Below are 12,949 nucleotides of genomic sequence, written 5' to 3' on the forward strand. Positions count from 1 at the left end.
GAGGATGAAACCTTTGATTTACCAATCAACAATGAATTAGCTTTATGTACTTTTGTTAAGATTGGTGATAAGATTGTCATTGACCCAACATTATCTGAAGAAAAAGTAGCTAGCGCTCGCTTAAATGTTGGTGTTACAAAAGATGGTCACATTTGCTCAATGCAGAAAGGTGGAAAAGAACCATTAACAAAAGACGATATTCTTTTCGCTGTTAATTTAGCAGTTACAAAAACAAAAGAGTTAATAGAACATCTTTAAATGTCTTCTGGACGATTAAGATTTCTAAATTCTTTTTTTTCTATTTTTTTATCATCGATTAAAACAAATTTTGTATCTATTTTTTCTATCAGTCCTTTTATGTGCAAAACATCATTCGAAATCAATTCCTCTATTTTCGGGATAACATTTTTATTGTAGATTGAATGAAGCGGTTCTGATGTTTTTAATCTGTTTTCTTGGTCATGGTAGGGGACAATAGCCTGATATTTGATGTCAATTTCATCAAAAATAGTATTTATATAATTTTTAGAAACATATGGGCTATCACAAGGCAGTATTAGTGCATACTCACTTTTTATTTCATCAAGTCCAGTCATGATTCCCGGCATTGGGCCTTTATTTTTAACTTTATCTTCAACAAAGGTTATGGTGTAGCTGTAATCTTGCGGATTAATAAATTCGCTATATTTTGCTATTCTTTTTGCATCGTTTAAAACAATTATTGCCTCGTTAATTTGATGGTTTAAGGTAGAAAGAATATGTTTAATCATAGGTTCATTTTGAATAATCATAGAGCCCTTGTCTTGACCCATTCTGCTACTTTTACCTCCACATAAAATAATGCAAGATTTAATATTTTCACAGTTTTCGTTTATGTTACTCATATTAAATCTCTCCTCAAATTTAATTTACATATACATCTGCAGTTTCATCAAATGGATTAGTGCGGATAATTAATGCAATCATGTAAGGGTAATGTTTATGCAAGTATTTTAAATAATAAACCCATTCGTGCACTAATCTGTTATATACTCTTTGCATATCTCCATTCAAATGAGCAAAATCTGCATCGGTAACTAGATTCAAGTCTTTTCTATGTTCTAACTCTTCATCTAAGTGAAGAATTGCAGTTATCAAACCTGTAAATTCTTCTTTTTCAAGTAAATTAGGATTGGTCATTAAATTAATAATAAATTCTCTTTTATCAACAAGTAAGTCTCTTAAATTATCTAAAAATTCTTCCCTGTTTTCAAGAGGAATATCGGCTGAGAAATCAATACTCTTGTCTTTAATTTCGGCTAGTTTATTATCAAAGTCTTTTTGATCCCAATTTTTGATTGATTTTAAATTTTCGGTATCTGCTTTGTATTTATTTGCAGCACTTAATTGGCTGATTAATTCATTTCCAACTTCTGAAAAGAAAGTGCTCATTAACATGTCTAACTTTTCAAGCATAGCTTCTTTTTCTTTTTTCTCGATGATTTCATCAAGAAGGAATGCTACAATTAATATATCAACGGGAATAAAACCCAAGTGAGTCCAGACATATGATATGATATGCTCTGCATCACCTAAAACCAGGTAATTTGATCCATAGATAATTATTATTAAAGCAACCATAACTATTGAAAATTTAACTTTCCAACTCATTCGTTTACTCATAGTATAATCTCCAATTTTCTATCTTTTTTGAGCAGTTATTATAGCTATCGGGTTTTCACTAATCATTAAAACACCACGGTCAAGGACTCTCCCATTTGAAACGTTAACTTCCATCAATTTTGGGTTGTATCCTAAATCTTTAAGTTTATTTATGGCTTCAACTTTAGTATCAACAAGAATAGCTGTAATGATGATTCTTCCTTTTGAATTTAATTTTTCATGAACGATATCCAGGATATTTTCTAATTGTCTGCCGCTGCCTCCAACGACTGCAATGTCAATATCATCAATATCATTTAGGGCGTTTGCTCCATCATCATTGATTAATGTGACATTATCTCCAAGTCCAAATTTTTTAAGGTTTTTTGAAGTTACTTCAATTGCTTCCGGATTTGTGTCAATGGAGATCACTTCACATGCTCTTTGGCTGAATTCACAGGTAATTCCGCCAGTTCCACATCCGCAATCAACAACTTTGTCATCTGATGTCACTCCGGATTTATATAGGATTATTGCTCTTATTGCTTCTTTTGTTGGTCCTGGAACATCACAGGATTTGATAAAATCCTTGTCTTCTAACATTTACTCCCACCTTTTAAATAGATTATTTTCAATTTTTAAGGAGTCTAAGATTTTTCCAACAATAAAATTGATTTGGTCATCAACGGTATCGTGTGTTGAGTAAAAACCAGGCATTGCCGGTAAAATAATGGCTCCTTCTTGTGATAATGTCAGCATGTTTTGAATGTGAATACTTCTAAGTGGAGTTTCACGGGGAACGATAACGGTTGGTCTGCGCTCTTTTAAACTCACATCAGCAACCCTTGTTATTGTATTTGCTCCATAACCGTTTGCAATCGATGATAGTGTCTTCATAGAACATGGCACAATTGCAAGAGCATCGGCTTTAAATGATCCGCTATTTATGGAAGCGGTCAAATCGTTGAAATCATAATATGTGTCTGCCATTTCAATGACATCTTCAACCTTATAGTCAGTTTCTGATTCAATCACGATTTTAGCTGCATCACTTATTACAAGGCTATTTTCTATATTCAATTCATTTAAAGCTTCAATGAGTCTTATTCCATATATTACTCCACTGGATCCGGTTATTGCAACTACAATCATAATATTCTCCTAAAATAGTTTAATCTGGTCATAATGAATTCCATGGAATTTTTCACGGTCAATTTCAGGCAGGTCAACATATTGCTCCAATTTAAATTTCTCAAATCTGGTTTTTTCTTCTTCAGGAACATAAACGCTGATATCAGGGATATTAAATCTTGCTTTACTTAATGCTCCTATAATATTTGATATTTCAGTTAATGGGAATAGTTTATCTTCTACACTGACCTGTGTTTTCATCTCATCGAATCTTGGATATTCTGCAATATTGATAAACACGTAATCCTTATCCAGTCCGAAATCCTCGGCAATTTCCTCTTCGGCCTTTCTAAGCTCAGAAGATTCAATTTTGTACATCTTTTCAGGATATTTAAAATTGTCCAGACGGATGCTTTTGACACGTTTTGGTATGATTCTATTGTCCAGTCTGTTCATTATGTCATTTGCATATTCGTTTCCACAGCTTCTGAATATGGCGATAATGTCTGTATCATCGTATTTGTACATGCTTTTTTCATCAATTATTCCTTCATCAATTGTCTTTTTCAATGCTCGTCTAAACATTGAATTCACAATTCTTGTTGTATGGTGTTGGTAAACGCTTGGATACATGAAGTATCTTGATACCAATGCCCCTTCAGCTGCCTGAACGCCTTTAATGTCTAAAATCAATCCGTCTTCTAATTTTAGATTTGTAATGAGTCTTTCATAATCAATTTTTCCATAAGACACTCCGGTGTTATGGGAGTCTCTGAGAAGATAGTCCATTCTGTCAACGTCAAGTTCTCCGGAAATGATTGGTCCCAGATGTCCTTTTCCATTGATGATGTCTACAATTCTGTTCACATCGAATTTTTCTTCGAGTAAATCCTTCATGGAGGTTTTTGTTATCACATATTTTGACAGTTCCTCGTGTGGGACTGAAAGAACTCCCTCGGATACATGTGAAAATGGGCCGTGCCCGATATCATGCAAAAGTCCGGATGCTCTTATCAATTCAATATCATAATCGGATAAATCTAATTCTTCAGCAAGTTTTGATCCCAGATTCATTGTTCCAATGCAGTGTTCAAATCTTGTATGTGTTGCTCCGGGATAAATTAAACTTATTAATCCCAATTGTTTTATTCGTCTTAAACGTTGAAATTGAGGCATATCCATTATTTCTACTTCAAATTTGGATAATCTAATATCTCCATAGACGCTATCTCTGATAAATTTCTTTTTGTCACTCATTTTATCAGCCTTCATCATTGTAGCCATCAGTCCATTCTTCTAGGCTTTCGCTCCAATTGTCCAGTGTATCTCCTATGTCATCGATTATATTGGTGTTTTCTGTGGTATTTGTTGAATTGGTAGTATTTTTTGGAACGTATGTCGGTACATAATCAATGTCTTCAGGCTCAAAAGAATCATTTGCAACGGGTATTAGCTTATATGAATCGTTATTTTCATGTATTGTTAATGTAGCAAATGTTGAACTGATGCAAAATGCAATAACAGCAATTATTAAAAATACTATTAAATTTGCTTTTACTGAGCCTTTCATAATACCACATGTTTTGTTTTATACTATAATTATTTCTTTTTAAGCTATTATTTAATGCTTTTGTAAAAAATTAACTTTTTTCAATGATTTTTGTTAATTGTGCAAAAGTTTATATGTGATGAGGTTCAATTAATGTATATCGGAAACATACTTCCGACAGTATACTTCCGATAAAAATTAAAATTTATAGAGATTTGATATAATGGATATATTTAGTGCAGGTGATACTGCATGGATTCTCGTTTGTACATTACTTGTATTATTAATGAGTATTCCGGCAGTAGCATTTTTTTATGGAGGATTAAGTAAAAGAAAAAATGTTTTAAATACAATGTTTTTAACTTTCATTGCGTTTTCAATCATAAGTGTAATTTGGGTAATATTCGGTTACCAGTTTGCATTTGGAAATGATATTAACGGATTTATAGGTCAACCGGCCCATTTCTTTTTACAGGGGATTGGATTAGATGATCTAAACGGTACCATTCCAACATTATTGTTTGTAATGTTCCAGTGTGCATTTGCAGGCCTTACATGTGCAATTATGTCTGGAGCATTGGTTGGAAGGATGAAAACAAAAGCTTGGGTAATCTTTGCTCCAATTTGGGCTTGTTTAGTGTATATCCCTATTGCCCACTGGGTATGGGGAGGAGGATGGTTGATGCAGATGGGTGCACTTGACTTTGCAGGAGGTGCAGTTGTTCACATCAACTCAGGTATTTCCGCTTTGGCTGTTGCTTTAGTGTTAGGTAAAAGGAAAAACTCTTCACTGATTCCACACAACTTAGGTTATGCTGTTCTAGGTGCAGCACTTCTCTGGTTTGGATGGATGGGATTCAATGGAGGATCAGGTCTTGCTGCTGATGGACTGGCAGCAAATGCTATAATAGTATCAAATGTAGCTGCAGCAATGGGATTAATTGTCTGGACAATGATTGATACATTCACAATTGGAAAACCAACAGTTCTAGGTGCAATTTCCGGTGCAGTAGCAGGTTTGGTTGGAATCACTCCGGCTGCAGGTTTCGTTGATGTGCCTGGAGCATTGGTTATTGGTGCAGTGGCTCCTATTATTTCATACTATTCAATTAATTATCTTAAACCTAAACTTGGATACGATGATGCATTGGATGTATGGGGAATACACGGAATGTCCGGTGTATGGGGAGCAATAGCAACAGGTATTTTTGCAGTTCCGACCGTTGGTGGAGTTGCAGGATTAATTGCAGGAAATGCCAATCAGGTATTAATACAGATTATAAGTGTAATCGCAACAATGGTCTATGCATTTGTAGTAAGCTATATTTTAGCCAAAATCATAGATAAAGTATTAGGCGGTATAAGAGTAGACGAAAGTGAAGAGGTTGGAGGTCTTGATTCAAACCTTCACAAGGAATCCGCTTATAACCTTAACTAGGGGGAATAGTATTGAAACGTATTGTAGCAATTATCAGACAGGAAAAGTTTGAGGATGTTAAAAGGGAATTGATGGAAGTTGGATGCGAAGGAATGACAGTAACTGAAGTCAAAGGAAGAGGAAGTCAAAAGGGAGTGAAAGAATCCTACAGGGGATCAAGTTACTGTATAGATCTGATTCCAAAAACACGTATAGAAATCGTTGTAAAAGACGAGGGGCTAGATTTAATTACTGATGCGATTAGAAAAGGAGCATATACCGGAAACATTGGAGACGGAAAAATATTCATCCAACCGGTAGATAATGTAATTAGAATTAGAACAGGTGAACAGGGGGATGGGGCTGTGTAGCCAATCTCCTTATCATTAAAATAAGCGAATGTTTCATTCGTTTTTTTTGATATCTCCCTTCGGAAAATAATGCTGTTGCATTATTTTCCTTTCAATAACTGATTACCACGCCATTAATGTCATTGATATCCACCCAGGTCGAAATTCCTTTCAGTTCATACAAAACGCCATTGATATATTCATAGGAGATTTCCTTGTTATCGCTTACTAAGTGGATATTGTTGCCGTTTACTTCATCGACTCTTTTTATGATTCCGCCGTATTCGTCTGAATCCGCCACAACAATATCTCCAACTTTGACATTGTGTGTTTTATTTATAAGTACGCTTTGGCCGTCCTTCAGTGTCGGAAGCATGGAAGTCCCGTCGACATAAGCTATAACAGGTATTTGATTGGGGCCGATTGTTGAATCTAAAGTTATTTCAACATCTTCCAGACCATAGTAACTGCATAAGTCTTCAATACCATTTTTATATGTATCTATATCTGTAGTCGTGTCATTCATAACATCTAAGGTGTAGTCACAAATTTCATTGTTTAAGCCATGCTTGTCGATATCAGAAAAGGTAATTGTTTCTACAGTAATGTTTTCACCGTCGATGAAGACTTCTACTGAATCATGAGCAAAAAACATTATTCCAAAAACTATTATTAAAATCAGAATCACTAAAGCTAAAATGATCTTTTTAGCCATATGATCACTCATCCATGATATTTAAATCCATATTTAAAAGGGCTTTCATTGTTTCAATATCGATTTGGCCGGGAGCGGTAACATCAGTTCCTGCAGCAAAAGTAATCGGTGAGTCAAATTTGGAAGCCATTACGCGAGTATAACTTCCCAAATCACCCATTGAAATTGCAATTGTATTTTCGCAATGGGATAAAACTGCTAGTATTGTTAGAGTATCCTCTAAATCCTGTGGCATAAATGCAACTTTAGCTATGTCTCCTAATTCATGCTCTTTGGAAACAATATACATTATTTCATTTAAATCAGGGGTTTTTTCAAAATCATGATAAGAGACAATTGTTTTAACTCCGCTTTCATGGATCTTATTTATGTATTCATCGTTACTTTGAAGTTCAATGTCAACATAATCAACTAAATCGCAGCATTCATATAAAATGTTGATTCTTTCTTCTTCCGAACCTTTAAAAGAACCTCCTTCAGAGTTGATTCTGTTTGTTGCTATCATTGGAAAATTAATTTCTTTGATGGTCTTTTTTATTTCTCGGATATCTGGATTTTTCAGCCCATCAATTCTAAACTCTAAAACGTCAGCTCCTTTTTCAATACAATCGTTTGCAACTTTTACAACATCTTCGCATTTTTTTTGAAAAATAGGAATTGCAATTTTTGTTTGTGAATACATTATTTAAGTATTTAATTTTTTTATTAATTAAAGTTTCTTAATATTTATATAAATTAAAAAACAAATTATATATCAATAAAATTTAAAATTTTATTATTTGATTAAATTTATATAAGGTGTTAATTTGAAAGTTGTAGCTATAGGTGCAGATATATCAAAAAACGATGTGTCCTGCAGTTCTAAGCTAGTAGAAACCATTGAGAATAATCTTCATCGTGTTAAAGAGCTGGGTGCAAGGGATGTTGCTTTAACAAATGTGACTGGTGATGATGTGGTTGTAAGCGCATTTGTCGAAGATGACCAGCTTGAAGCTATCAATGAAGGTTTAGTCGATGTTTTAAAGATGAGTGCAGAAAATCTTGGGGATTTGTCTGGAATTTCTGATAACCCTGATGATGCAGGGGAAGGAGTATCTTATGCTGAAGCTAGTATAAGGCCAGACAGGTATCCTGATGCAATTGTTTTAGGTTTTGATACATATGGGGGAGAATCATTTGTTGGTGATGTTGCAAACTCAGCAATAAATGCTGCAAAAGGAATGGCTAATTGTACTGATGTATCAGATTATATTGAACCGAAGACAAGAAAAATACCTGGTGTAGGATATGTTTCACCAGAAACTGATGATCCGGTAGTTGTTGCCACTGTTGAAGATATTGAATCTGTTGGAGTAATAGCAGGTGCTATGATAGGTGCGGCACTCGGAAATAAGAATGTTTATTTAGTTAAAAGGGGAACAACTTGTAATGTATTGCCTGGCAGTGTAATATTTTCCGCTACTGCATTTATGAATGGTAATGTAATAGACCTGGCTGTTCCATTTGAAAATAAGACACGAATATTAAGATAGGAGTTATATTATGATTTTATTAAATGAAGATACAAAATGTTTGGTTCAAGGGATTACCGGTAAACAAGGTTCCTTCCACACAGAACAAATGTTAAATTACAATACAAATATTGTTGCAGGACTCACACCTGGAAAAGGTGGTCAAAAATTCCTCGATACAGTTCCGATTTTTAATTCGATGGAGGAAGCAACAGAAGAAGTTGATATCAACGCTTCCATTATTTTTGTTCCTGCAAGATTTGCAAAAGACGCTGCCTTTGAAGCAATCAGACACTTGGATTTGGTTGTCATCATTTCTGAACACATTCCTGTTCACGACAGCATGAAAATCATGGCATATGCAAAAGAGATGGGCACAACTGTCATCGGTCCGAATACTCCGGGAATCATTTCTCCGGGTGTCGGTAAAATGGGTATCATGCCGACCCATATTTTCAAGGAAGGAAATGTTGGAGTAATTTCAAGAAGCGGTACATTAACATATGAAATCGCAAGCGAACTCACTAATGCCGGAATAGGTCAGAGCACTGCTGTCGGTATTGGTGGAGACCCTGTAACCGGAGACAATTATGTTGACATCTTAAAAAGATTTGAAAAAGATGACCAGACCGATGCGGTTGTCTTGATTGGTGAAATTGGAGGAACTGCAGAAGAAAGGGCCGGTAAATTCATTGCAGAGGAAATGTCAAAGCCGGTAGTATCATATATTGCAGGAAGAACCGCACCGCCGGGTAAAAGAATGGGGCATGCTGGAGCAATTATTCAAGGAAGTTCAGGTACTGTCGCAAGTAAAACCAAAGCTTTAAATGAAGCCGGTGTGGAAGTAGCTGTAAAACCATCTGAAATCGTAGAATTACTTAAAAAGGTTATGTAATGACTCATCAAGAAATTATTGATAAATTATTAAATGGTGAAATGAAACTTTATCAGGTTGATAAGGAAGTAACCGCCAAAGAAGCAACTGATATAAGAAGAGAATTCCTGGAGCAGAAATATTCCATTGATTTAACTAATATTTCAAATTATACTCTTGATATGGAAAGGGCATCTGCCCGTAACATTGAAAATTCAATTGGTGTATTGCAACTTCCAATGGGGATTGCAGGACCATTGAAAATTAATGGTGAATACTGTAATCGTGAAGTATTCATTCCTCTTGCAACATCCGAAGGTGCGTTAGTTGCATCAATCAACCGTGGTGCATCAACAATCACTGCTTCTGGAGGTGCAAATGCAAGAGTGATTTCTGATATAATGACTCGTGCACCTGCTATCAAATGTGACAATGTAGTTGATGCTTTGAAAATCAAACAATGGTTTATTGATAATTTCGATGAATTAAAACAGATTGCTGAAAGTACAACTTCCCATGGTAAACTAATAAAAATTGACCCAATCTTAATTGTCGGAAGCTATGTGTATCCAAGATTCGTATTCTCAACCGGAGACAGTATGGGTATGAATATGGTAACAATAGCCTCTGAAAAAATCCTCGAAAAACTTGCAGAGGAAACTACAGCAACTCATTTGGCATTAAGCGGTAATGTTTGTGTTGACAAAAAGCCGGCAGCCATAAACATTGTTGAAGGAAGGGGAAAAAGTGTTATAGCAGATATCTTAATTCCAAAAGAGATAGTATCCAAAAAACTTAAGACTGAAGTTGACACAATCGTTGAGGTCAATACTGCCAAAAATCTGATTGGTTCTGCAGCTAGCGGGTCCATGGCTTTCAATGCTCATTATGCAAATATGGTTGCGGCCATATTTTTAGCAACAGGTCAGGATGCTGCCCATGTCGTTGAAGGATCTCTTGGAATTACAACCGCTGAAAATCGTGATGGAGATTTATATTTCTCAGTAAACTTGCCGGATTTGCCTGTAGCTACTGTTGGTGGAGGAACCAGTTTGGAAGTAGCTCATGAAGGTTTGGAAATTCTTGGTGTTGCAGGTTCTGGAAAGGCACGTGAATTTGCTGAAATTGTTGCTTCAACCGTACTTGCAGGGGAATTGTCTCTTGTCGGAGCCATTGCTGCAGGTCATCTTGCAAGAGCGCATCAGCAGCATGGAAGAGGATAGAAAATGGATGATTTTTTTGATGAATTATATCCTGAGCTGACTCTTGAAACTGAGGATATACTCATGACATTATCTATTAAGAAGGATTATTCTCAAATTAAAGATTTCAATAAACGAAAAGAAGAACTCATCAATGACTTGCATGAGTTTATTCGGGAATTCAGTGAAACTCCTGAATCCGATGAGTTTGTTAAGTATTTTAATGAGTAGTATCGGGAATCATATGAAAAGTTGCATGATTGCTTCAAATTAAATATGATGTCCTTAATTTTGTTTTTTTAATATTTTGGATGATTACTGTCGAGTAATTATTTTGAATATATTTTTTCTTTGAATGGCTATGTTTATAAATATCAGTTTATGTGTGCATCTGTGTTTTTTCATTAACTTACAGTTTTTCAGTTAGATGACATGTTATAACATTATGTTTTTTAAATTTTGATTAGGGATTTGAAAATTTATTTAGTATTGTTGAATTTACTTAACATTATATAATTGTGTTGGTAAAAAACCAACAAATATATAAATACTAAAATAAATATATTATTACATGACAAGGAAAAAACAAAACCAAATCCCAATAGGTGATAAAATTCTCTACAAGGTTAAAACACCGAATGGGTGGTCAATTATTATAATGCCTGATAATATTCTAATTGACAATTATCATATGGGTAAAGCACATATTCACCCAAATCCTCAAAATCATGCCTATAGAGTTGAATTGTCACTACAGGATTGTGATAAAATCTATGAAATGATTAAAAATTACTTAAATGTTACAAATAATTTTGATATTGAAGAGTTAATGGAGATGTTAAAATGATCATTACTTTAGTTAAAAAGCAAAACGGCTATGAATTCATCCGTGAAATGGAAGAAACCTACAAATCCATCAGCGAATTGGAAAAACTGTTTAAACGAACCAATAACATGAAAATGTATGTGGACTTGGAAAACTGGAAATATTATAATCAAAATCCTGATGAAATGATTGAAACAACAGAAAGTCTGGTTACAAACAAACTATCACTATCAGACTTGGATTTAATTATATTGAACACAATTAAACATGAAAAACCAAGAAGCATAAGGGATCTGGCCAAAAAAATAAACAAGGACGTCAGCAATATCCAACCAAAAGTTAAAAAATTGGAAGAAGACGGATTTATAAAATTTGAAGATGGCATTAAAAATAGTAAAATACCTTATCTGACCTTTGATGAGATTAAACTTGAGATTTGAAACTTTTAAATTCCATTTATATAGTTTTAATTCATTTCTACAGATAAAATAGATAGTTATATAAATTACAGTATATATGCTATATTCTGCCTTATTTATGGAGATTAATGTTTAAATTGTAAATTGGTTTTATGGTTTTCAGATTAATGAACCGTAGACTAGTCTAATAAAATATTTTGTTAAGTATTTATATATGTATTAACAAATATTTTATTAACTAATATGTTCTGAAAGGAGTTATTTGATTATGGATGACAAAACACAATTAATTCTTAATTTCCTAAATGAAAATATTTCTAACATGCCGCATGTCTTAAGGGATAAGTTAATCAATAATGATAGGAAATTAAACTGTAGATTCGAATTTAATGAAATCAGGGAAAGTATAGATAATTTTATTGATGGAGAGGAGTTAAATAGATTTATTGTACTGCCAGGAATTAGGGGTGTTGGAAAGACAACCCTGCTTTATCAGGCATATCACTATCTGTTAAACGACAAACACATATTGCCAGAACAGATAATTTACTTGTCATGTGATGATTTAAACAATCTTGTTGACTGCAATATACGGGAAATCGTTGACATCTATCTAAACAATCAATTCAATACCAACTTAAGATTATTGGATAGAGAAATTTTCCTTTTAATAGATGAATCACAATACGATAAAAACTGGGCAATGTCAGGTAAAATCATATATGATCGATCAGAAAAAATCTTTATGGTATTCACAGGTTCATCAGCACTGAATCTGGAATACAATGCAGATGCAGCAAGAAGAATGTTTAAAAGAGTTATAACTCCCCTAAATTATAACGAACATGTGAAATTAAAATATAACTATTCTAACATCAATCTTGGAAATTCATTGGTTGACCTGATTTTAAACGGTAATAGTGAAGAAGCCATAAAATATGAAAACGAAGTCAATAGGGATTTAATCAATAATATCGAATACAGGTCTAATGATTGGGATGAATATTTAAGATATGGGGGATTTCCAATACTTGCACGTAAAATCGATTTCAGGAAACTCACAGCCAATATTGTGGATATGGTTGAAAAAGTTGTAAATACCGACATGGTTGCCATTAAAAACTTCACTTTTGAAAACCAGACAAATTCAAACAGGATACTGAGATATCTGGCACTGCAAAATGCAGGAGACCTCTCACAAAACAATTTAGCAAAATATCTTAAAACTTCCCAAGCCAATGTAAAAAACATTTTAGACATACTAGAAAAAACACATCTGATATTTTCCCTTGAAGCTTATGGAACATCATCCAA

General features: G+C 34.0%; 17 protein-coding genes and 1 pseudogene. 10 read left to right on the plus strand and 8 right to left on the minus strand.

Annotated features, from left to right (window positions below; translation table 11 throughout):
* A pseudogene (locus ACJMLO_RS09255) lies at nt 1-258 on the plus strand (RNA-binding protein); the annotation flags it as partial.
* Here the strand turns inward: ACJMLO_RS09255 and ACJMLO_RS09260 are convergent.
* Genes ACJMLO_RS09260 through ACJMLO_RS09285 form a run of 6 tightly spaced genes read right to left on the minus strand, consistent with a single transcriptional unit; the run spans nt 255 to nt 4,342 of the window.
* Complete coding sequence (locus ACJMLO_RS09260; RefSeq protein ID WP_405296109.1) at nt 255-884, minus strand: molybdenum cofactor guanylyltransferase; 630 nt, start codon at nt 882-884, stop codon at nt 255-257. The pseudogene ACJMLO_RS09255 and the gene ACJMLO_RS09260 overlap by 4 nt on opposite strands.
* A gap of 19 nt (nt 885-903) precedes the next feature.
* Nucleotides 904-1,662 carry a hypothetical protein gene (locus tag ACJMLO_RS09265; RefSeq protein ID WP_405296111.1) on the minus strand — a complete coding sequence of 253 codons (759 nt, stop codon included), beginning with the start codon at nt 1,660-1,662 and terminating at the stop codon, nt 904-906.
* 18 nt (nt 1,663-1,680) lie between these two features.
* The gene (cbiT, locus tag ACJMLO_RS09270; RefSeq protein WP_405296113.1) at nt 1,681-2,244 is read right to left on the minus strand and encodes a precorrin-6Y C5,15-methyltransferase (decarboxylating) subunit CbiT; all 564 of its coding nucleotides are present in this window, start codon (nt 2,242-2,244) and stop codon (nt 1,681-1,683) included.
* A complete protein-coding gene (locus ACJMLO_RS09275; RefSeq protein WP_405296115.1) occupies nt 2,245-2,793 on the minus strand; it encodes a UbiX family flavin prenyltransferase in 549 nt (182 codons plus the stop codon). It lies immediately after the preceding gene.
* Between the two features lie 9 nt (nt 2,794-2,802).
* Nucleotides 2,803-4,029, minus strand: coding sequence for an HD domain-containing protein (locus ACJMLO_RS09280; RefSeq protein ID WP_405296117.1), 1,227 nt, complete (start codon nt 4,027-4,029; stop codon nt 2,803-2,805).
* 4 nt (nt 4,030-4,033) lie between these two features.
* On the minus strand, nt 4,034-4,342 hold the full coding sequence (locus ACJMLO_RS09285) for a hypothetical protein (RefSeq protein WP_405296119.1): 309 nt from the start codon (nt 4,340-4,342) through the stop codon (nt 4,034-4,036).
* 202 nt (nt 4,343-4,544) lie between these two features.
* On the opposite strand from ACJMLO_RS09285, the gene ACJMLO_RS09290 reads away from it, so the two are divergent.
* Both ACJMLO_RS09290 and ACJMLO_RS09295 read left to right on the plus strand, forming a co-directional pair.
* Nucleotides 4,545-5,759, plus strand: a complete 1,215-nt coding sequence (locus tag ACJMLO_RS09290) for an ammonium transporter (protein ID WP_405296121.1) — start codon at nt 4,545-4,547, stop codon at nt 5,757-5,759.
* Between the two features lie 11 nt (nt 5,760-5,770).
* A complete protein-coding gene (locus ACJMLO_RS09295; protein ID WP_405296125.1) occupies nt 5,771-6,109 on the plus strand; it encodes a P-II family nitrogen regulator in 339 nt (112 codons plus the stop codon).
* Between the two features lie 91 nt (nt 6,110-6,200).
* Here ACJMLO_RS09295 and ACJMLO_RS09300 read toward each other — a convergent pair whose 3' ends face one another.
* The gene (locus ACJMLO_RS09300; protein WP_405296127.1) at nt 6,201-6,803 is read right to left on the minus strand and encodes a S24 family peptidase; all 603 of its coding nucleotides are present in this window, start codon (nt 6,801-6,803) and stop codon (nt 6,201-6,203) included.
* 4 nt (nt 6,804-6,807) lie between these two features.
* Nucleotides 6,808-7,485 (minus strand): type I 3-dehydroquinate dehydratase, encoded by a 678-nt coding sequence (gene aroD / locus ACJMLO_RS09305; protein WP_405296129.1) that lies wholly within the window; start codon nt 7,483-7,485, stop codon nt 6,808-6,810.
* Between the two features lie 124 nt (nt 7,486-7,609).
* Here aroD and ACJMLO_RS09310 point away from each other — a divergent pair, with 124 nt between their 5' ends.
* From ACJMLO_RS09310 to ACJMLO_RS09340, 7 genes are all read left to right on the plus strand, one after another.
* A complete protein-coding gene (locus ACJMLO_RS09310) occupies nt 7,610-8,335 on the plus strand; it encodes a hypothetical protein (RefSeq protein ID WP_405296131.1) in 726 nt (241 codons plus the stop codon).
* A 10-nt stretch (nt 8,336-8,345) separates the two neighbouring features.
* The gene (gene sucD, locus ACJMLO_RS09315) at nt 8,346-9,209 is read left to right on the plus strand and encodes a succinate--CoA ligase subunit alpha (RefSeq protein WP_405296133.1); all 864 of its coding nucleotides are present in this window, start codon (nt 8,346-8,348) and stop codon (nt 9,207-9,209) included.
* The gene (gene hmgA / locus ACJMLO_RS09320) at nt 9,209-10,411 is read left to right on the plus strand and encodes a hydroxymethylglutaryl-CoA reductase (NADPH) (RefSeq protein WP_405296135.1); all 1,203 of its coding nucleotides are present in this window, start codon (nt 9,209-9,211) and stop codon (nt 10,409-10,411) included. Before sucD ends, hmgA begins: the two co-directional genes overlap by 1 nt.
* A gap of 3 nt (nt 10,412-10,414) precedes the next feature.
* Nucleotides 10,415-10,621 carry a hypothetical protein gene (locus ACJMLO_RS09325; protein WP_405296137.1) on the plus strand — a complete coding sequence of 69 codons (207 nt, stop codon included), beginning with the start codon at nt 10,415-10,417 and terminating at the stop codon, nt 10,619-10,621.
* Nucleotides 10,622-10,961: 340 nt separating this feature from the next.
* On the plus strand, nt 10,962-11,237 hold the full coding sequence (locus ACJMLO_RS09330; protein ID WP_405296139.1) for a hypothetical protein: 276 nt from the start codon (nt 10,962-10,964) through the stop codon (nt 11,235-11,237).
* On the plus strand, nt 11,234-11,656 hold the full coding sequence (locus ACJMLO_RS09335) for a winged helix-turn-helix transcriptional regulator (protein ID WP_405296141.1): 423 nt from the start codon (nt 11,234-11,236) through the stop codon (nt 11,654-11,656). Before ACJMLO_RS09330 ends, ACJMLO_RS09335 begins: the two co-directional genes overlap by 4 nt.
* Before the next feature lie 247 nt (nt 11,657-11,903).
* Nucleotides 11,904-12,949 (plus strand): AAA family ATPase (locus tag ACJMLO_RS09340; protein ID WP_405296143.1); only part of this gene is annotated, 1,046 nt, incomplete at its 3' end.

The organism is Methanobrevibacter sp., from assembly GCF_045120835.1.
Classification (GTDB): domain Archaea; phylum Methanobacteriota; class Methanobacteria; order Methanobacteriales; family Methanobacteriaceae; genus Methanocatella.